Genomic DNA, 18,822 nt, shown 5'->3' on the forward strand with positions numbered 1-18,822 from the left:
TGTGCGGCACGCCGGACCGGCGGGGCCGGGCTGTGCCGGTCGCCGGGTCAGGCTGAGTCCTCCGCCGGGGGCTCTTCGTCGGTGATCTCGGCGAGCAGTCGGCGGGCTTGGGCGATCCGGGGATGCGTGGGGTGCAGGGAACGCTCGCAATCGTCCCGTGCCTGGCGAGCGGCGGCCTCGGCCTCACCGCCGCGGCCCAGCCCCTGGAGTGCCCGTGCCGTGGCCATCCCGAGTTGCCCCGCCCCGGCGCGGGACGCCGCGGGGGTGGGCCGACCTGCTTCGTTCAGCGCCTCCTCGTACCGGCCCTGACCGTTCAGACTCCGGACCAGCAGGCGTCGCAGCGAGGCGGCCCGGTTGCCCGTCGCGCGGGGCAGGTTCCCGCGCGCGACGGCCTCCGCCTCCTCGTGCCTGGCCTGCCCGCACAGGGAGTCCGCCAGGCAGGCCACGGCCGAGAGCTCGATGTCCCCGACCTGGGTGAGATGGGCCAGACGGGTCACCTCGCGCAGGATGCCCAGCGCCTCCGCCTCGGCCTCCGCAAACCTCTCCTGGTCGGTGAGGACGGTGGCGCGGTTGATGCGCAAGACCAGCAGCACAGTTCGGTCGACACCGTCCGTCTGAGTCAACTCCGCGATGTACGAGTCGAGTTCGGGAAGCACGCCGTCCCTGCGCCCGTGCAGTACGGCGGCGGAGGTGGCGAAGGTCCTCGCCAGCCATACGTCCGCGGAGGGGGGCTCGACGGTGCGCCGTGCGGGAGGCAGCATGGCCTCGGCTCGGGCGGCGGCCTCCTCGTACTCGTCCGCCGCCATGAGGGCCAGAAGGTCCTTGAACACCGCCGATTGAGCCCGGGAAAGCCTTCGGATGTCCCGCCCGAACCGCAGGCGACCACGTTCCACACGTATGAACTTCACGAGCGGCGACGGTACAGGCAGGGACCGACAAGGTGATCTCGGGGCGGCAAACCGCCGACTCGGGTGCCGCCGTGCCCGGCGAGGCTCCGTGCCGCCTCTTCGCGCCGCCCAGGAGGCGGCGGCGCGGCCCGAGACACAGGCGCATCAACCGGTCGTCGGCGGGGGCGGTACGCGAGGCGCCGCTACCGGGTGGTGCGCGAGACGCCGTGATCGTGAGGGAGACGGCGGCAACTGCTCGTGCTCACGTCTTCGCCGGTACCGGCCGCCGCAGCAGATAGACGGCGGCGGTCGTGACCAGCACGGCCATGCAGGCGATGAAGACGAGCCCCGCCCCTTCGAGCCCCATCGGGCTGGAGAGCAGGCCCACGCCGATGACCGGCACGGAGATGCCCGCGTAGGCGACGACGAACAACGTCGAGATGACCGCGGCGCGTTGCTCGGGAGGAGACGCCGCAGCCACCGCGGACAGCGCTCCACGGAACGCCAGCCCCTGTCCGGCCCCGCCGACGATCGCGCTCAGCACCACCAGGGCGAGCAGATCCCACCGCAATGCACCGGCGAGCAGCGCCAACCCCGCGAAAAGACCTGCGCAGCCCAGCGGCAGCGACCGTCCCACACCCACCCGGCCGACGGCCGACTGCCCGCCGGTCGAGGCGAAGAAGGCCAGCGCGACCACCAGTCCGCTGACGGCGTGGTTGTGCACGTCCAGGGACTGCGCGAGGAACGCGGGACTGACCGAGGTGAAGACGCCGAATAGGGCGAACCCCACGAACGACGCGGTGGCCGCCGGCCCGAACACCGTCCGCACCTGGCTGGGAAGGCCGGGTCGTTGCGGCCGCACGGTGTTGAGTGGCCGCCGCTCGCGCACGGTCTCCGGCAGCCGCAGCACGACGGCCGCCGAGCAGGCGACCAGAGCGAGGTGCACGGCGAAGGGCAGGTAGAGAGGCCAGTCGGCGTACTGGGCGAGTACTCCCGCGAGCAGCGGGCCGCAGCCCAGCCCGCCCATGTTGGCCGCCGTGGCCACGAAGGTGGCTCGGGAGGCCGCGCCCCGCGGCGCCAGATCCATCACATACGCGGTCGCGGCTCCGGTGAAGAGGCCGGCGGACAGGCCTGAGAGCAGCCGGCCCAGGTAGAGCCAGCCCAGTCCTGTGGCGCACAGGAAGCTGACGGCGCTGGCTGCCGCGAACCCCAGACCCCACAGGAGGACGGGCCGCCTGCCCACCGCGTCGGAGGCGTTGCCCGCCAGCAGCAGTACGGCAATGACGCCGAACGCGTAGACGGCGTACACGACGGTGACGGTCAACTCGGAGAAGCCGAACTTCTCCTGGTAGAGGCCGTACAGGGGGGTCGGCAGCGTGGTGCCGGCCATGCATACGGCGAACACCGCCCCGCTGAGCAGACACGGGAGCCAGCCCCGGCGATCACTGTCCACGCCGCCGACCGTAACCCCGCTCGCCTCCCGGACAGGGAGCGGCATGCCGCCAGGACGTCCGCGGGCGGCTGCCCGGTGGGGGCGCCGGCGGTGCGGCGCGGCGGCGTGCAGGAGTCAAGGGTGATGGCCTAGCCGGCGTCGAGCGGCCGCTCGAAGAAGGTCTCCAGGACGACCGTCGCCTGTGTGCCGCTGACTCCTTCGATGGCGTACAGGCGGCGCAGTACGTCCTGGAGGCGCTCGGTCGTCGAGGTGCGCACCTTGACCAGAACGGCCGCGCTGCCCGCGATGACATGTGCTTCCTGGATCTCCGGCACGGCGGCGAAGTCCTCGGCGCGGTCGCCCATCCAGGCCGTGGAGTCGACCAGGACGAAGGCGAGCACTCCGCGGTCCACTGCCGCGGGGGCGACGTCGACGGTCGTGGCCCGGATGACGCCCTGTTCGCGCAGCTTGCGTACGCGCTCGTGCGCGGCACCGGCCGACAGGCCGACGGCCCTGCCCAATGCGGCGTACGACTCGGTGGCGTCCCGTTGCAGCAGCCCGATCAACGTGCGGTCAATGTCATCCACTTGCTTCATGGAAAGACCATATCTGGTTCTGTCACGCGCGTGTTACGTTGAATCACATCTGGTCAACTCCTATGAGGGGACGCCATGTCCGTCGACGGCCCGTACGAGATCCTGGACGACCGCTTCCGCACCGGGCGCTGCGCCAACGGCGACAGCCGGCTCGAGACCCTCCACGACGGCTGCCGTTGGGCAGAGGGCCCCCTGTACCTCCCGGCCTGGCGCCAGCTCATCTGGAGCGACATCCCGAACGACCGCATGCTGCGCTGGGACGAGGCGACGGGCACCGTCGGTGTCTTCCGAGCCCCGGCCGGTCACAGCAACGGCAACACCCTCGACCGCCAGGGCCGTCTCGTCACCTGTGAACAGGGCAACCGCCGCGTCACGCGCACGGAACCCGACGGGACGATGACCGTCATCGCCGACCGCTACGACGGCAAGCGGCTCAACAGCCCGAACGACTCGGTCGTCCGCTCCGACGGCACGATCTGGTTCTCCGACCCGGACTTCGGGATCACCAGTGACTACGAGGGGCATCGCGCGGAGTCCGAGATCGGTGCGTGCAACGTGTACCGGGTCGACCCGGGTTCCGGCCGAGTCCACCTCGCCGCGGACGGGTTCGAGGGCCCCAACGGCGTCGTCCTGTCGCCCGACCAGCAGCGCCTGTACGTCTCGGATTCGCGGACAGCGCAGATACGCGTCTTCGAGATCCGTACGGACGCCACGCTCTCCGACGGCAAGGTCTTCGCCGAGGGCCCGGGTGCCGTCCGCTTCGACAACATTCGCTTCGACGACGAGGGACGCCTCTGGGCCGCCGCCCTCGACGACGGCGTCCACTGCTACGACCCCGACGGCACCCTGATCGGCCGCCTGCGCATACCCGAGACGGTCTCCAACATCGCGTTCGGCGGCCCCAAGAACAACCGCCTGTTCATCACCGCCAGTACCTCGGTGTACTCACTGGTGATGTCGGTCACGGGAGCGCCACGCATCTGACCGCTCTCCCCGCGCACGTCCCCTTCTGGGGCTCACGCGTGAATCCCGCACGAGGCAGGGGAGTTGGCGTCGCTGTCGCCCGCCACGCCTACGGCAGCAGTTCCCGCATCACGGCAACCGGCAACGACGGGTTGGCCGCCGCGGCTTGTGCCACCTGCCGGTCGGGGTCGGCCAAGAGGTCCGCGACGACGTGGGGAGGGAGGGACGCGTGGCGGGCGGTGACGGGTCTCGCCCGGTCGTCCGTGAGGCAGTGCAGGAGCGCCGAGGCCGGCGAGCGGGGATGGCGGGCGACTTCGCGGAGTGCCTTGCGTGCCGGGGGTTCGTGCCGGGCCACATCCGCCAACAGGGCGGGAGTGGCGTCCGGGTTGGTCGCGATCCTGGCCAGGACCTGGACGCCGTGCCGGTCCACCATGGCGCGCAACTGCACTTCGCTGAGTCCTGGATGCGGAGCGACGGACTTGGCCACCTTCGCGTCGGAGTCGTCGGCGAGTGCGTCGCGGATCTCGGTGGGCAGATCGCGTCGTTGCGCCAGGAGCATGCGTGCCGCCGGGTTCCGCGACCGGGCGAGCTCCGCGAGTTCGGCGGGGGATGCGGCGGCGATGCGGGGTAGCAGCGTGGCGCCGATCTTCGTCGCTCTCGCCAACTCGACGAGTACGTCGAAGGGCACGTTCGGGTTGTGCGCAAGTCGGCGTTGCACGTCGTGCCCTCGGTCGCGGGCCAGTGTGCGGATCACGGCGTCGTCCATCGCGGGATTCTCGGCGAGGTCGGCACGGACGCCGGGCAGGGGGTCCAGGGCGAGCCGTGCGCCGATCCGCGGGGGCAGGTCGGGCCGGGAGGCGAGTGTCCGACGCAGCAGCATGGACGGGTGCTCGGCGAAGCCCAGGACGGCTGCGAGGGGTGTCGCCGGGTTCGCGAGCGCGGCCTGTTGCATGTCGTGGACCGTGGACTCGTGCGTGCCGTCGCACGCGGCTCCTGGTGGCAGATCGCAGTCGGGCTCCGGGCAGTGCCGGTCGTGGACGAACGGCGTCTCCTTGCTGTCGCAGACCAGGCAGTGCCGCGCAGGAGGCAGGCCTTCGCCGGTGAGCAGCGCCGCGAGCACGGCGGGTGGCGTGGCTTCGTTGAGCGCCACGGCGCGGCGCACCGCGGCGTGGGGGTGTCGAGCGAGTCCGGCGGCGACTTCCGGGGTGGTCCACAGGGCAAGTTCGGCGACTACGCGTACGTCCGGATCCGCGGCCAGCAGCTTCACCACGTCGGTGGGGAGCGCAGGGCAACCGGCAAGTCTCTCCCGGTGCTCGACCGCCTCAGCCGTCGCGAACCCTCGCGCCCATGCGGGGCTGCCACGGCCCTGGTCGAGCAGGGCGAGAGCGGCGAGAGGCTGGGTCGAGGGTTCGATGTCGGCGGCGGTCAGGTGGCCCTCATAGGCGAGTTCCACCGCGCTCTCTGCCACGCGTTCGGCGAGTTCGACGGCCCGAGCACGGCCGAGATCCTCGCGACGGGCAAGGCTCCCGGCGATCTCCGCGTCCGCGACCTCGATCAGTCGGTCGAGCAGGTCGCACGGCAGGGCGGGATTCTCGGCCAAGCCGCACAGGACGGGGTTCATGCGGCCATCCTGCCGAATCCGGTGGGGGAGTTCACGCCGATATCGAGGCCGGGGCCGCTCCCGGTGTCGGCCCTTTCGGCGCAGGCCGCCCGGCAGGGAAGTACTCGCCGTCGCATCCCGATCGGCAGCCACTGACCCCGCACGTGCTCACCCCTCACCGGGGGATCGGGGTGGGCTACATGTTCGAGGACGCCTGGTCCGCGACGGCGCGGCTTCCCGCCGGGGCAGCCGCTGAAAGGGCCTCGGCGGTCGCGGGGTCGGCCGGCAGGAACGCCTCCAGCTTCAGCTCGGCCAGGGTCACGTCGACAGCGGTGGCGAAGGTCGTCACGGTGGTGATCAGGCGCAACTCGCCCCATGCGGAGCGCAGTTGCAGCGGCACCGCGAAGCCGAGCAGGCCGGTCGACGGTTCCGGCTCGGGGACGTAGCCGGCGAGTTCCGCACGCAACTCCGGGAGGTGCCCGAGACGGGCGAGGACGTGGCGTCCCCATTCGGCGAGGTTCCTAATGCGGGGTGCCAGCCCGTCCGGGTGCAGCGCCAGGCGGTAGGCGTTCGCGCCCGGACGCATCAGCTCGGGGGCGGCACCCTCGGTGATGACGCCGAACGCGGTGTTCACCGCGATCAGATCGCCGCGCCGGTCGACCACGACCGCGGGGTAGGGGAGGTGGCCGCGCAGGATGTTGTCGATCGCCGTCCGTACGGGGGCCAGTTCCAGGTCGCCGAGGGAAGTCTCGGGGTAGGCGGGGGCGTAACCGGCGGCCAGCAGGAGTTCGTTGCGCTCTCGCAGAGGCAGTTCCAGCGACTCGGCCAGGCGTACGACCATGTGCCGACCGGGGACGGACCTGCCGGACTCGATGAAACTGACGTGACGTTGGGTGGTGCCGGCCCGCAGGGCCAGGTCGAGCTGGCTGAGATGACGACGGGTACGGCGGTCGCGCAGTGCCCGAGGAAAGTCCACGGGCCAGTTCTAACCGCGGAAAGTGCCTCCGGGCCATTCCCCGCAGGGAATTGCCACCCTCCGCATGCCGTCGCGAGCATCGCCGTCATGGACATCGGTGTACTGCTTCCGACCGGAACCGCCCAATGGGGCGCGTATGACGACCCTCGTGACCTGGTCGGCCTCGGCCGTCACGCCGAACGACTGGGCTTCTCCTCGCTGTTCGCCAACGACTCCCTGATCAGCCCCCGTATCGAAGCCCTCACCATGCTGGCCGCGCTCGCCCCTGCCACCGAGTCCGTGACGCTGGGCACGGCCGCCCTGATGCCGTTCCTGCGCCGCCCGGTCCAGGCCGCGCAGTCGCTGGCGTCGATCGACCTGCTGTCCGGAGGCAGGCTGACCGTAGCGGTGGGCGCGGGCTTCCCCGGCCGCTTCGGTAAGCCCCTGTACGAGCTGTCGGAGCTGCCATGGGAGCGGCGTTTCGCCCGCCTCGACGAGACCGTGGGCCTGTGGCGGGCACTCTGGGACGGCGCCGGGTCCTTCCACGGCGAGATCCTGCGGTTCGACGCGCTGCCACCCACGACCAGGCCATATGCCGCAGGCGGCCCGCCCATGTGGCTCGGCGGTGCCACGCCGGCGGCGCTGGAACGCGCCGGCCGGCTGTACGACGGCTGGCTGCCCTATCCACCCGATCCTGCAGACTACGCGTCCGGCCTGCTCGACGTGCGCCGGGCGGCGACGGGTGCCGGGCGTTCAGCCGAGGACGTGGCGGCCGCGCTGTTCGTGTCGGTGAGGATCGATCAGGACGTCGACAGTGGCCGCCGTGCACTGCAGGACTACGCGAGGGCCACGTACGGCATGCCACTGGAGGAGCTGGAGACAGTCCAGGCGGTCGTCACCGGGACCGCCGACCAGGTCGTCGAAGGGCTGGGTCGGTACGTCACCGCCGGAGCTCGGCACCTCGTCGTCCGCCTCGGCGCTCTGGGTCTGCGGGCCCATCACGACCAGCTCGAACGGCTTGCGGAGCTGCTCCCGACCGTGAGGGCGTTGGCGACAGGGGGCTAAGGGCTGTCCCGCAAGTGCGGCTGTGCCGTGACCTGAGGCCGCTCGATAGGGTCAGGTGCTACAGCTGACGGAAGAGGATCGTTCGATGGCGACGTTCGACCAGCTGACCGAGTGGGCCCGCCTGGGGCATGTCGTGCGAGCCGGACGGGACGTTGTGGCCGGCTGGCGGATCCCGGACCTTATGAAGGCACAGCTTGTCGAGGTGGGCATCCCGGTCGCTCCGCGCCTCATCGAACGAGTCGTGATGCAGAGCGAGGCTGAGCCAGCCCTCCTCACCGCCCGGGGCCCGCTCTACCGTCTCACCGAGCAGGCGGACCCCGATGATCAGGCCGAGCGGTCATCGTTCGGCGTCGAGCCGGAATCCGGAGCGGTCTACTTCGTCATGCCGGACGGGGAGGCAGGCTTCGCCAACTCGGGTGTCGGTGTGTGGCTCGACGCCCTTCACTGTTATGGCAGTCGTGTCAAAGCCTCCGAGCTCCTCAACGAGCCGGACGGCCCCGAGGAGTACCTCTCTGAAGAAGAGGAAGAGCGGGCCTTCGCCGAGCTGAGCCGGCTGGCCGAGGAGCTGAAGGAGATCGACCCGGCGGCCTTCAACGGCTACGAGGGGTTTCTCTGGCCAGGGCTCCTGGACCGTTGGCTCTACTGACCTCGGCCGACAGATCCAGGGCCCGGAGGTCTGGACCGTGCAGGGATGCCAGGCCCACGACTGGGATGATCTTCATGTGGGCTCCCCACCCGGATCGACGCAGTCGACGCCCGCCAGCTACCCGGTCTCACCGACTTCGCACTCCACCTGCTCCGCGACCTCGACGCCGTGAAAGCCGGGCTCACTCTCGACTGGAGCTCCGGCGGCATCGAGGGCGCCGTCAACCGCATCAAGAAGATCAAACGGCAGCTCTACGGCCGAGCCGGATTCGAACTACTCCGCAAGATGATCGCGACCCCAGATGATTCGCCAGAAACGCCTTCTGACCCCGCCGGTCAGAAGCGCGGCCCTACACCGGGATGCGAGACCAAGGCACAGGCCGCGATCTGCAGTTGCGCCCTCCACGCCGCCTTGTCGAGCCCCAGCGTGTACTCGATGCAGCACGCGCACGGCGGGAGTAGTGCCACGAATGCACCCGGTGTTTCGCCGTCGGACGCCGCTTCAGCTGTAACAACTGAAGCGGCCCTGTGTTTGCACGGTCCGCTGTCGGTCTCGTCATGGCCGGCGCCGGGCCGAGCATCTCTCGATCCCGGCTATGCGGTGGGCATGACGTGGGTGGTGGGTGCCAGAGTGCGGACGACATCAAATTCGTTGCCTTCCGGGTCGGCCATGACCACCCAGTTGCGGTCAGGTCCTTGGCCTACGTCGACCTTGGTGGCGCCGAGGCCGATCAGCCTGGCGGCCTCGGTCTGGGTGTCGGCGTCGATGGGACTCACGTCGAGGTGGAGCCGGTTCTTCACGGACTTCCCCTCGGGTACCCGGACGAACACGATCGTCGGCGGCATCTGGCAGGCCCGAATGGCCTCGACGGTCGGCTCCCAAGAGCCGATCTCGATGATGCCTTCCCCGCGGTCGAGGACCGTGAAGTCCAGGACTGCGCACCAGAAGGCGGCGAGGTGCTCGGGGTTGTGGCAGTCGATAACCAATTCAGTGAATCTGCTGGTCATGGTTTCTTCCAGTCGGTGGTGGAGGTGGGGCTGCTGAGAATGCCGTCGAAGGCGTCGACGACCGGGGTGCGCTGGTAGATGCTCTGCATTCGGATGCGGTCGGGCCCGACGAGGCCGGCTGCCCGCGCCCGCCGTAGATCGGCGACGGCGAGTCCGAGACCGCTGTCGGCGTAGGCCGCTTCGACGCTTCCCCGCACGGGGGGCCCGAGTGGGGTGTCATGAACGGTGAATCCAAAGGGGGCCGCCTCGTCGCGATGCATTTCGGCGGTGTGGCCGGTGATGCTGGTCAGGCCGAGGGCGAAGTACGTGTCGCCGAGGGCGTGATGCAGGTACTGGCCCATGGGGAACCCTGCGAGGTGGCCGTCGAAGACGATCGGTGACTTCTGGATGTGGGCGTTGTGCGCCATCAGTAGGACGCGGGCTGTGGGTTTGAGCCGGTCCAGATGCCACAGAAGTGATTGGGCCATGAAGTAGTCGCGGGCGGAGGTGTCGGCGGTGAGACCGTTACCGGTGAAGAGGGCGGCCATGGCGCGGAAGGTGTGGTCGCCGTGGCAGGCGGCCTCCAGGCAGCGCAGTGAGATGTCGTAGCTGTGGTTGTCTCCGCGGGAGAGGTACAGCGGTTTCAGGGAGCGGAATCGGATGAGCAGCCGCGCCAGGGCCGCGGTGAGTGCGTCTTGGTCAGCGTTGGGCAGCCGCGCCCACGCGGGTGCGGCCACGGCCGCGGAGTCACCTGCGAAGGCCGCGGCGATCGCGGTCGCGCTGTGGACCGTCGGCAGGGCTTCCGGGTCGATGTCACTGAGATAGTCGGTGACTTGGGCCAGAGCGGGGAGCAATGATCCGCCGGCCGCAGGGATGTCGATTCCCACGACGCGGACCGGTTCCGCAGCGGTGCGGTTGTGCCGTCGAATGAAGCGCGCCGGCTCATGGATACCGGTGGGGACCGCGGTTGCCAGGAGTGCGGAGAGTTCGTCGTCCGCTCCCTGGCCGTGGGCCCAGGCGTCGAGAGGGATGGCTTCACAGAAGCCGTACTCGAAGGCCAGGACGGTGAAGCCGCAGCGTTCGACGAGGAACTGCAGGATGCGCCGGCGCATCGCGGCGAACTCGCCGATGAAGTGGGAGTGCTCGCCCAGCGCGACCACACGAGCACCGTCGAGGATGTCGCGCAGCGGTTCCAGGTCGTCCAGGGATGCCGCGGGATCGAGGTGGCTGAGCGCGGTGGCATGGCTGTGGAGCCAGTCGGCGAAGGGCGTTCGGTCCATGGCGGCGGGCATATGGCTGCTTCCTTCCGAGAGCTGAAGGCGAGCGTGTGGGCGCGGGTGGATCAGGGGCGCGGGACGGGGGGTACCACATCCTGCAGCTGGTCGACACTGCCGGACATGAGGGTCCGTACGTGCTTGCTGATGTGCTCTGCGGGCCAGTCCCACCAGGCCAGTGCGAGCAGCCGGGTAATGTCCGCGTCGCTGTAGCGGGTGCGCAGGAGATGGGCCGGGTTGCCGCCGACGACGCCGTAGTCGGGGACGTCCTTGGTGACCACGGAGCCGCTGGCGATGATCGCGCCGTGTCCGATGCGGACGCCGGGCATGACGGTCGTGCCGTGGCCGAACCAGACGTCGTTGCCGACGGTGGTGTCCCCCCGGTTGGGCAGGCCGGTGAGCAGGTCGAAGTGGTCGGCCCAGGAGCCGCCCATGGTGGGGAAGGGGAAGGTGGAGGGGCCGTCCATGCGGTGGTTGGCGCCGTTCATGAGGAACCGCACTCCCGTGCCCAGCGCGCAGAACTTGCCGATGACGAGCCGTTCCGGCCCGTAGTGGTACAGCACATTGCGGCTCTCGAAGGCGGTCGCGTCGTCAGGGTCGTCGTAGTAGGAGTACTCCCCGACTTCGATCAGTGGGGATGTGACCAGCGGTTTGAGCAGCACCACCCGTGGCTGGTCGGGCATCGGGTGCAGGACTGTGGGGTCGGCGGGTACGGGCATGTCGGACATCCTCATCGTGTGCGGGTGGTCAGTACGCGGTCGGTGGTGGGCTGGTGGTACGGGCCCTCGTCGGCTCGCGGTCCCCGAACCAGGAGGAGAGGGCCTGACGCAGCGCGGGTAGGAGGGCGTCGGAGGATTCGCCGACGGGCGCGGCCCAGGCCACGTGGGCGTCCGGGCGGACCAAGAGGGCGTCGGCCGGACGGTCGTTGGTGGCTGCCCTACGGACGTCGACGCGGTGTGCCCAGCCTTCGGCGAGTTCGCGGAGTTCCGGACGGTCCGCGAGGTCGAGGAACACCGGGCGCGCAGGGTGCATGAGTTCCGCGATGCTGGTTGTGCCCTGGTCGGCGTCCAGGGTGAGGTTGGGTGCGAAGGCACCGGTCAGAGCATGCCCGTTGCCACCGGGCATCGGGTAGCGGATGTCGGATCCGGCGACGAGGGCTCCGATGCGGCGCAGCGGCGCTTCGTCGCCGAGCAGTTCCTGAAGGACCTCGCGGAGCGCTTCTGCGGCAGGGTCGTTCCCGCGCCGCAATGCTGCCTGGGCGCGGGTGTGCAGCAGCGTTCGCGCCGCAGCAGCGTGGCGTTCGCTGTGGTAGGTGTCCAACAGGCCGGGCGGCGCCCAGCGGTGAATGTGGGCGGCCAGCTTCCACCCGAGGTTGACTGCGTCGAGCATGCCGGCGTTGAGCGCGACCCCGGTGGCAGGGAACTGGTGGGCCGCGTCACCTGCCACCAGGACGCGTCCCTCGCGGTAGCGATCGGCCTGCCGATCCTGGAACTGGTAGCGCGACAGGCGGAGCGGTTTCCCCAGAGGCAGACCCACGCCGAGAATGCGGCGAATGCTGTCCTGGAACTCGGCCAGGGGCATCGGCATGTCGGCTTTGTACGCGCAGTCCTCGTCCTCGGTGGTGGAAATCAGCAGCACCTCGGAGGTGAGCCAACCGAATCCGAATACCCCGCGGTCGCTCCGCGTGAACCCTGCACGCAGTCGGCCCACACCCGGCACGTGGAGGTCGCCGTTGTCGCACCGTTCGACTCCCTCGGCCAGTGTGACGTGACCCAGCCGGTTGACCTCGGGATGGGTAATTCCCGGAAACGGGATGCCCGCCATGTCCCGCACACCGCTGCGCGAGCCGTCGCACCCCACCAGATACCGGGCGCTCACCTGGTACGGGCCGTCCGCACACCGGACTTCCGCGGACACGCCGTTCCGATCCTGGCTGATTCCGACCACCTCGTGACCGCGGAGGACTCGCGCCCCGAGTCCTCCGGCGCGTACTTCCAGCAGACGCTCCAGACGCGGCTGCGGTATCTGGACCGAATGCATCGGCGGATCTGCCAGATACCTGAAGTCCAGGTGCACGTTCCCGAACGGGAACCGAGGCGCAGGGTGAGGGTCGGTACTGGCCGCACGAAGATCGGCCAGCATGCCCCGGTAGCGCAGCAGTTTCAGGATCTGTCCGCCCAGGCCGTTCGCCCGCGGAGTCTCACGCAGCCGTTCCTGCCGCTCCAGCAGCAAGGAACACACACCGGCGGTGCGCAGTTCGTTGGCCAGCATCAGGCCCGTCGGCCCCGCGCCCACAATGATCACGTCAGCGTCCACGCACCCACCCCTTCCCGCAACGGCACGGCACGTGCCGTGCCGTGCCGTTGCGGAGCAGCGTGCCGGGATCGTGGAGCCCTGTCAAGAACGGCACGTGCCGTGCCGCTACTGTGGAGGCATGACCAACGCCCGGCGCAGCGGCCCCGACCTGACCGAAGCCATCATGCGAACCACGCTGGAACTGGGGCGGGAACTCGGTTACACCAAACTCAGCATCGAAGCGATCGCCACCCGGGCCGGCGTCGGCAAACACACCATCTACCGCCGATGGCCCTCCAAGGGCGCCCTGCTGCTCGACTCGCTGCTCTCGCTCGGTGAGACAGTCCTGGACTACGCCGACACGGGTGATGTCATTGCAGACCTGCGCAAGCAGATCTACGAGGCCGTCGACCTCCTGGCCGGGGCGCCGTTCAGCCCCCTCTTTCAGGCTTTGGTTGGCGAGGCCCAGCACGATCCCGGCGTAGCCAGTGCGCTCAACGAGCGGTTCATCGCTCCACAGGCGAACAAGACCGTTGCGCGCCTGAAGGCAGCACGAGAGAAGGGCCAGCTGTCGCCCGACTTCGACCTGGACTTGGCGATGGCGGTCCTGTCCGGCCCGCTGTACTTCCGCCTGTTGATCACACAGGAGCCGCTGACTCACGATTACGTCGACCGCATTCTTGACGCTCTCTTCGCCGGGATGGGTCCACGACAGTGAAATGAGCCAGTTCGCCAGCGCTGATTCACCACTCGCTGGCCCCCTTGGCGCCTCCCCCTGCCATTCCGCAACATCTGATATCCGGGCTTACCGGCAACTGTCCCGGCAAACCGCCCTACGGGCTGACCCAACTCATTGCTGTTGTCCCAGTGACACTCCGCGACCGCTCCCTAAGATCTGTGCCAGAACCCAAAAGCCAGGCACGGGGGTCTCGTTGGAGCGACGGAAGCTGATCGGGATCGGGGCGGGGCTGGCGGTCCTACCCGCCTGGTGGACCTTGCGTCAGGTGGCGAACGGGTCTCAGGGGGACTGGCACACCGACACCACACCGCTGGAGCAGGCGTTCCCGCTGCTGGGCCCGCTCACCGACGCCAAGTGGGTGAGCAGCCGGGACAACGATCGGTGCCTACCGTCGCCGGAGCTGGTGATCTCGGGCTTCGCCCGGCTGACACCGGGGAAACTCGCCGAGCTGACGGCGGCCCACGCCTTCGTCTCCGAGGGGCCGGCCGATGACTTCTCCTCGTGGTTCGAGAAGCCGCTCGAAGGCGAGGGGCCGGAGAACCCCCAGTGGATCCGGTCGCACGAGCTCGACCGCGACGGTAGCCGCTCCTCCACCAACCTGTGGTTTGACCGTCGCAGCGACACCGTCCGCTTCTGGGCGCTCAACCCGTACGGCTAGGGCGTATCGAATCCTTCAGCACGGGGACGAGGCGCGGGCTGTCCGCAGCCTGCCCTGTGGTCGGTACGCATGCCGGCGGGCGGCATCCGCGGTCGGCAGCCACCTGGACCTCGCTGGTCTGCCCACCCTGGAACGCCCCAGGTGAGCGAGCAGGTGCCGCATGCCGTCCGGGGTCCTGGCCCCGGCCCGCTCGGCGATGGTCCAGCAGTTCTTGCGCGGCAGGTCCGACAACGGGCCGAGTACCAACGTCCGGGCCCGGCGTCGGGATTCGACCCGTGTAAAGCGTCCCGCCATCCGGCTCATCAGGCCCTCGAACGCCTCCTGCCAGCAGGGTCTACGCTGTGACTTGCGGCCACCGCAAGATCGTTCGTCTTCACGCGCCGATGATCAACGGTGGCCGTACCCGTCTCCACACCGCGTCAGGTGGCGCAGCGTCCGCCTGCCGTCCTGGGTATCGGAGGGCTTGTGCAACGTGGCGAAGTCTGGTGGGTCCAGTTCGACGAGCGGAGGTTGGTCGTCCTGCTGTCAGGAGACGACGCGTCCGGGTTCCAGGTGATGCAGGTCGTCGCTCCGGCGGGCCTCGACATCAGCGGTCTGGGCATCGAAGTGACGGTCGGCGCCGGTGAAGGGCTGCCGCTCGAAGGCGTACTGCGGCTCGCGTTCCGGCGTCCGGGCTTCACCCCGTGCACGTGGCTGACCACCGTGTCCCGGGACGACCTGATAGAGCGGGCGGCCGTCCTGTCCTCCAGGAAGCTCAGCGAGATCGACGATGCCCTCCGACTCGCTGAACGAGCACAGGAGCGGACCCCGGCGACGACCGCGAAGCTCGGCGAGACAAGGGACGCCCTCCGTCGCGGTGAACTCGGGTAGACGGAGAAGGAGCCGACGCCCGCGACGGCATGGGCGATCTCGGGCGGGATGATCCACGCTGGACACCTGCCGCTTCGACGCCCTTCACCATCGAGATCACGTTCTACGGCTGGAGTGCTGGCTCACCGTGCGGACCCCGGGAACGGGTGTGCGAGTTCCGGTCGCTCGGGACTCGACCGAACTCCGGACTCGACGGGGCACGTCGGCCGATTGCCGCCGTACCGCCAGGCCCCGCACCGCGCCGTCGACCGGAGCCGCCTTTATCGAACTGGGGCGCGGTGGCGGTGAACGGTCGCGCATGAATTCGACCTGGCGTGCCCGCGAAGTAGAGGCTTTCCAAGATCGCGAACTGCTACCTTCCGTGCTCGTGCTCAATTTTGATCTTTCCGTTCCCGTTCCTACGCAGCCGAATTCAGCGCTGCAAACCACCCAGGCCACCTTCCGGCCTGTTCTTTTCAGTCCGAGCGACAGCGCCGACCGCGAACGCCTCGCAGCGTTGCTCGCGTCCGGTGACGTACGCGCGACCCACGACCTCATCGACGAACAGCTGCGGGAGCTGGCCCGCTGCCTGGCGCCCGGGGACACCCTCGCCGATGGGCAACTCGACGCCCGTATCGACGAGTTGTGCGGCGGGGTCGACCGGCGCCACTACGGAACCTGGGTCTGGTATCCCTGGTCGGGCCGACTGGTGCACCTGCTGCCGGAGCCGGAGTTCCGGCGCGTGCGCACCGACCGCAACTGCGACAAGATCACCGCCGTCGAGCAACGGCGGCTCCTCGGCCGACGCATCGGTGTGATCGGCCTGTCCGTGGGCAACAGCGCGGCGCTCACCTGCGCCATGGAAGGCGTCGGCGGATCGTTCCGCCTCGCCGACTTCGACACGCTCGGGCTGAGCAATCTGAACCGGCTGCGGTCCGGCGTCCACGACCTCGGAATCCCCAAAACCGTCCTGTGCGCCCGCCAGTTGTACGAGATCGACCCCTACCTCGACATCGAGCTGTGGAGCGAGGGAATCACCGAGGAGACGATCGAGGATTTCTTCGGTGATGCCGATCATCCGCTGGACCTGCTGATCGAGGAGTGCGACACCCCCTGGGTCAAGGTGGCCGCGCGCGAGCACGCCCGAGCCCGCCGCGTCCCCGTCCTGATGGACGCCAACGACCGCGGTCTGCTCGACGTCGAGCGATTCGACGAGGAACCGGACCGACCCCTCTTCCACGGCCGCGGCGGTGAGCTGACCGCGCGGGACGTGCGCGCCCTCGACCCGGCCGGCGCCATGGCGTACCTGCTGCAGATCTGCGACGAGAGCCGCCTGAGCCCGGCGATGACCGATGCCCTCGGCCGGATCGGGCGCACTCTGTGCAGCTGGCCGCAACTGGCCAGTGGCGTGATGCTCGGCGGCGCCCTGGTCACCGACACCGCACGGCGCATCCTGCTGGAGCACCCGGTGGCGTCCGGCCGCTACTACGTCGACCTCGAAGAGCTGATCGGTACCGCACCCCTAGTCGGCGTGGGGGCCCACTCGTGACCCACCTTCCCGAACTCCACGGCGCCCACCTCTGGCTGCGGGAGATGCGCGCCACCGACCTGGCCCCCTTCGAGCGCATCCACACCCACCGCCTGCTGACCCGCTTCCTCGGCATCGACCGCATGGACACGCGGCAGGCCCAGCGCGCCTTCGCGCAGTGCCTCGCGCAGCCCTACGTACAGCCGCGCCGCAAGCACACCATGGCGGTGTGCGCTCCGGGCGAGGACACCATGGTCGGCACCATGGGACTGCTCGTCGAGGAGTACGGCCGCAACGGCATGCTGACCAGCCTGGTGCTGCTGCCGGGGGCCCCGGTCAGCGGCCACGGCCACGAGGCGGGCCGCCTATTGATGGCGTACGGGTTCGGTCGGCTGGGCCTGCACCGCATCTGGGCGGGGCATCGTGCGGACCACGCCCGGATGCGTGACGTGATGCTCGCGGCGGGCCTGCACCCCGAGGCCACACTGCGCCAACTGTTCAACACCCAGGGCGTCTGGCACGACGTCGCCACGTACGCCGCGGTGGCACCCGAGTGGATTCCGCAGGCCAGCGCGGCCGAACGGCTCATCCTCGACGGGGACGCACTGCTTCCCGCCTGATCGCCCAGCAGGGCGAGCGGCCGGCACCTGAGTCGGCCGGCCGCCACGGCGGTTCCCCGACCGGATCCCTCACGCCCCCCGGATCCCTCCCGGCGGCCGGCCACACCCGTTGCGGACGGTACAGCTCCCCGGCTCCCCGCATGCCCGTGCCGCTCGCCCGCCCGGGCACGGCCACCGGAGCCGGTCAGCCGGTGGCCCGGGGCGCCCACCGCCGGCCGGAGGCCGACGACGCGGTGCGGCGTTGCGGACGCCACGTGGCCACCAGCGCCGCCGCCAGAAGGAGTTCGGCGATGTCCCCGCCGTAATACATGATCTCCGCGCCCTGCTGGACCTGGGCGACGGGGGCGTGGATGTCGACGAAGAAGCCACCGTACATGGCCTGCGCGATCAGGGCGTGCGCGGCGACGGCGACACCCAGGCAGACGAGCCGGGCCCGTACGCCCGGCCGACCGGGCGCGGGGTCGGGTCCGGCGATGACATGGGCGAACAGCCAGCCCGACGCCAGGAAGTGCGCGAGCATGAGCCAGTGTCCCGCGGGGCTGCCCATCGCGGCGTTGTACAACGGCGTGAAGTACAGCAGGCCCAGCGTTCCGGCGCTGAGCGTCAGAGCCACCAGGGGATGCACCAGGAAACGCGCCGGCGGGGTGTGCAGCGCTGCGGAGACCAGGCGGGCCCGACCAGGGGGCAGGGTGCGCAGCAGCAACGTGAGGGGTGCGGCCAGAACCAGGGCCAGCGGGGCGTACATGCCGACGAGCATGTGCTGCGCCATGTGTGCGCGGAAGTCGGTGTGCGCCGCCGATCCGAGCGGCGGCAGAAGCGCTACGCCGAGGAGGGCCGCCCCGGCGAGGAAGGACGCCGTCCGCCATCCGCTCCAGCCCAGAGCGGGGTTGCGACGACGGGCCCGCCTCACCGCGTACAGGTAACCCGCGGCGGCCGCGCCGACGACCGTCCCGCAGAGCACGGCTACCAGCGGGATCGTGCCGGTGGTGTCGTGATGCAGGTGCTCCATGCCCGCCATCAGGAGCGGCCCCCCGTCGGCCCTCCGCTGCCGGGAGCCCCGGGGGCGAAGGGGCGTCCGCCGTCGGGAGCTCCCGGGGCGATGGGGCGTCCGCTGCGCTGAAGCAGGAATCCGCCGACCACCAGCAGCGCACCCAGGATGAGGAACCCGGCATCCCACCACGCCTGGTGCGGTCCGCCGTGCACGTGGTGGATGCCGAGGATCTGGTGGTCCAGCACACCTTCGACCAGGTTGAACAGTCCCCAGCCGGCCAGGATCCATCCCCACAGCACGCGGGAGGCCCAGACCGCCCGGCGGTTGTGGGTGACCCGCGCGTACAGGATCCCCAGACCCGTGATGACGGCGACCCAGCACACGGTGTGGAAGATGCCGTCCCACACCGTGTTCATCTCCAGGCCGGACACCGTGTCGGGGCTGTAGTACTTCACCCCGATGCGGTCGTGGTTGGTGCTGGTAAGCATGTGGTGCCACTGCAGGAGCTGGTGCAGCAGAATGCCGTCGACGAACCCGCCGAGCCCCACGCCGAGAACGATGCCGGGCAGCTGCAGGCTGTTCGGCGCCGCCTCGGCCGCTCGCCCCGGGTCTGTCGTGGTCGCCATCACCTGTTCTCCGTTCCGTCGACAGTGCGCGCACGTCCTCCGGACACGGTTGCCTTCTGGATCGACCTCAATCCCTCATTCGGTGGTACCGGCGACGCACCGACCGAAAAGG

Annotated in this window: 19 protein-coding genes and 1 pseudogene; 8 read left to right on the forward strand and 12 right to left on the reverse strand. The window is 69.7% G+C overall.

Going from position 1 to position 18,822, the window contains the following annotated elements:
* Positions 1 to 47: 47 nt before the first annotated feature.
* The 3 genes from ACZ4NT_RS06975 to ACZ4NT_RS06985 form a co-directional block, all read right to left on the reverse strand.
* Positions 48 to 830, reverse strand: a complete 783-nt coding sequence (locus ACZ4NT_RS06975) for a tetratricopeptide repeat protein (protein ID WP_467723981.1) — start codon at positions 828 to 830, stop codon at positions 48 to 50.
* Positions 831 to 1,149: 319 nt separating this feature from the next.
* Positions 1,150 to 2,340, reverse strand: a complete 1,191-nt coding sequence (locus ACZ4NT_RS06980; protein ID WP_467723983.1) for an MFS transporter — start codon at positions 2,338 to 2,340, stop codon at positions 1,150 to 1,152.
* Between the two features lie 128 nt (positions 2,341 to 2,468).
* Entirely contained in the window at positions 2,469 to 2,906 is a 438-nt protein-coding gene (locus ACZ4NT_RS06985) for an Lrp/AsnC family transcriptional regulator (RefSeq protein ID WP_121407945.1), read from the reverse strand.
* 84 nt (positions 2,907 to 2,990) lie between these two features.
* On the opposite strand from ACZ4NT_RS06985, the gene ACZ4NT_RS06990 reads away from it, so the two are divergent.
* Complete coding sequence (locus ACZ4NT_RS06990; RefSeq protein WP_121407944.1) at positions 2,991 to 3,899, forward strand: SMP-30/gluconolactonase/LRE family protein; 909 nt, start codon at positions 2,991 to 2,993, stop codon at positions 3,897 to 3,899.
* Positions 3,900 to 3,987: 88 nt separating this feature from the next.
* Here ACZ4NT_RS06990 and ACZ4NT_RS06995 read toward each other — a convergent pair whose 3' ends face one another.
* Together ACZ4NT_RS06995 and ACZ4NT_RS07000 are read right to left on the reverse strand one after the other, a co-directional pair.
* Positions 3,988 to 5,499, reverse strand: a complete 1,512-nt coding sequence (locus ACZ4NT_RS06995) for a hypothetical protein (protein ID WP_467723985.1) — start codon at positions 5,497 to 5,499, stop codon at positions 3,988 to 3,990.
* A gap of 175 nt (positions 5,500 to 5,674) precedes the next feature.
* Entirely contained in the window at positions 5,675 to 6,454 is a 780-nt protein-coding gene (locus ACZ4NT_RS07000; RefSeq protein WP_467723987.1) for an MmyB family transcriptional regulator, read from the reverse strand.
* Positions 6,455 to 6,541: 87 nt separating this feature from the next.
* On the opposite strand from ACZ4NT_RS07000, the gene ACZ4NT_RS07005 reads away from it, so the two are divergent.
* Positions 6,542 to 7,498 (forward strand): LLM class flavin-dependent oxidoreductase, encoded by a 957-nt coding sequence (locus ACZ4NT_RS07005; protein WP_467723988.1) that lies wholly within the window; start codon positions 6,542 to 6,544, stop codon positions 7,496 to 7,498.
* Between the two features lie 85 nt (positions 7,499 to 7,583).
* A complete protein-coding gene (locus tag ACZ4NT_RS07010; protein ID WP_467723990.1) occupies positions 7,584 to 8,144 on the forward strand; it encodes an SUKH-4 family immunity protein in 561 nt (186 codons plus the stop codon).
* A gap of 593 nt (positions 8,145 to 8,737) precedes the next feature.
* Here ACZ4NT_RS07010 and ACZ4NT_RS07015 read toward each other — a convergent pair.
* The 4 genes from ACZ4NT_RS07015 to ACZ4NT_RS07030 all read right to left on the reverse strand — a co-directional run bounded on the left by ACZ4NT_RS07015 (position 8,738) and on the right by ACZ4NT_RS07030 (position 12,720).
* Positions 8,738 to 9,151, reverse strand: coding sequence for a VOC family protein (locus ACZ4NT_RS07015; protein ID WP_467723991.1), 414 nt, complete (start codon positions 9,149 to 9,151; stop codon positions 8,738 to 8,740).
* Positions 9,148 to 10,410: an erythromycin esterase family protein gene (locus ACZ4NT_RS07020; RefSeq protein ID WP_467723993.1), complete on the reverse strand. Its 1,263-nt coding sequence runs from the start codon at positions 10,408 to 10,410 to the stop codon at positions 9,148 to 9,150. The genes ACZ4NT_RS07015 and ACZ4NT_RS07020 overlap by 4 nt, the downstream gene beginning before the upstream one ends.
* Positions 10,411 to 10,472: 62 nt before the next feature.
* Positions 10,473 to 11,132: a CatB-related O-acetyltransferase gene (locus tag ACZ4NT_RS07025; RefSeq protein ID WP_467723995.1), complete on the reverse strand. Its 660-nt coding sequence runs from the start codon at positions 11,130 to 11,132 to the stop codon at positions 10,473 to 10,475.
* Positions 11,133 to 11,151: 19 nt separating this feature from the next.
* A complete protein-coding gene (locus ACZ4NT_RS07030; RefSeq protein ID WP_467723997.1) occupies positions 11,152 to 12,720 on the reverse strand; it encodes an FAD-dependent monooxygenase in 1,569 nt (522 codons plus the stop codon).
* 118 nt (positions 12,721 to 12,838) lie between these two features.
* Here ACZ4NT_RS07030 and ACZ4NT_RS07035 point away from each other — a divergent pair, with 118 nt between their 5' ends.
* Positions 12,839 to 13,417, forward strand: a complete 579-nt coding sequence (locus tag ACZ4NT_RS07035) for a TetR/AcrR family transcriptional regulator (RefSeq protein WP_467723999.1) — start codon at positions 12,839 to 12,841, stop codon at positions 13,415 to 13,417.
* A gap of 286 nt (positions 13,418 to 13,703) precedes the next feature.
* The gene (locus tag ACZ4NT_RS07040) at positions 13,704 to 14,096 is read left to right on the forward strand and encodes a hypothetical protein (RefSeq protein WP_467724001.1); all 393 of its coding nucleotides are present in this window, start codon (positions 13,704 to 13,706) and stop codon (positions 14,094 to 14,096) included.
* Between the two features lie 147 nt (positions 14,097 to 14,243).
* Here ACZ4NT_RS07040 and ACZ4NT_RS07045 read toward each other — a convergent pair.
* Positions 14,244 to 14,399 (reverse strand): annotated as a pseudogene (locus tag ACZ4NT_RS07045) (IS701 family transposase); the annotation flags it as partial.
* A 162-nt stretch (positions 14,400 to 14,561) separates the two neighbouring features.
* Here ACZ4NT_RS07045 and ACZ4NT_RS07050 point away from each other — a divergent pair.
* From ACZ4NT_RS07050 to ACZ4NT_RS07060, 3 genes are all read left to right on the forward strand, one after another.
* Positions 14,562 to 14,966 (forward strand): type II toxin-antitoxin system PemK/MazF family toxin, encoded by a 405-nt coding sequence (locus ACZ4NT_RS07050; RefSeq protein WP_467724003.1) that lies wholly within the window; start codon positions 14,562 to 14,564, stop codon positions 14,964 to 14,966.
* A gap of 496 nt (positions 14,967 to 15,462) precedes the next feature.
* Entirely contained in the window at positions 15,463 to 16,494 is a 1,032-nt protein-coding gene (locus tag ACZ4NT_RS07055; protein ID WP_467724005.1) for a ThiF family adenylyltransferase, read from the forward strand.
* A complete protein-coding gene (locus ACZ4NT_RS07060; protein ID WP_121407938.1) occupies positions 16,491 to 17,093 on the forward strand; it encodes a GNAT family N-acetyltransferase in 603 nt (200 codons plus the stop codon). Before ACZ4NT_RS07055 ends, ACZ4NT_RS07060 begins: the two co-directional genes overlap by 4 nt.
* 184 nt (positions 17,094 to 17,277) lie before the next feature.
* On the opposite strand, the gene ACZ4NT_RS07065 is transcribed toward ACZ4NT_RS07060, so the two are convergent.
* On the reverse strand, positions 17,278 to 18,111 hold the full coding sequence (locus ACZ4NT_RS07065; RefSeq protein WP_467724007.1) for a cytochrome c oxidase assembly protein: 834 nt from the start codon (positions 18,109 to 18,111) through the stop codon (positions 17,278 to 17,280).
* A complete protein-coding gene (locus tag ACZ4NT_RS07070; protein WP_467724009.1) occupies positions 18,111 to 18,710 on the reverse strand; it encodes a DUF2243 domain-containing protein in 600 nt (199 codons plus the stop codon). Before ACZ4NT_RS07070 ends, ACZ4NT_RS07065 begins: the two co-directional genes overlap by 1 nt.
* Positions 18,711 to 18,822: the final 112 nt, after the last annotated feature.

The sequence above is a fragment of the Streptomyces sp. NPDC026417 genome, assembly GCF_055567695.1.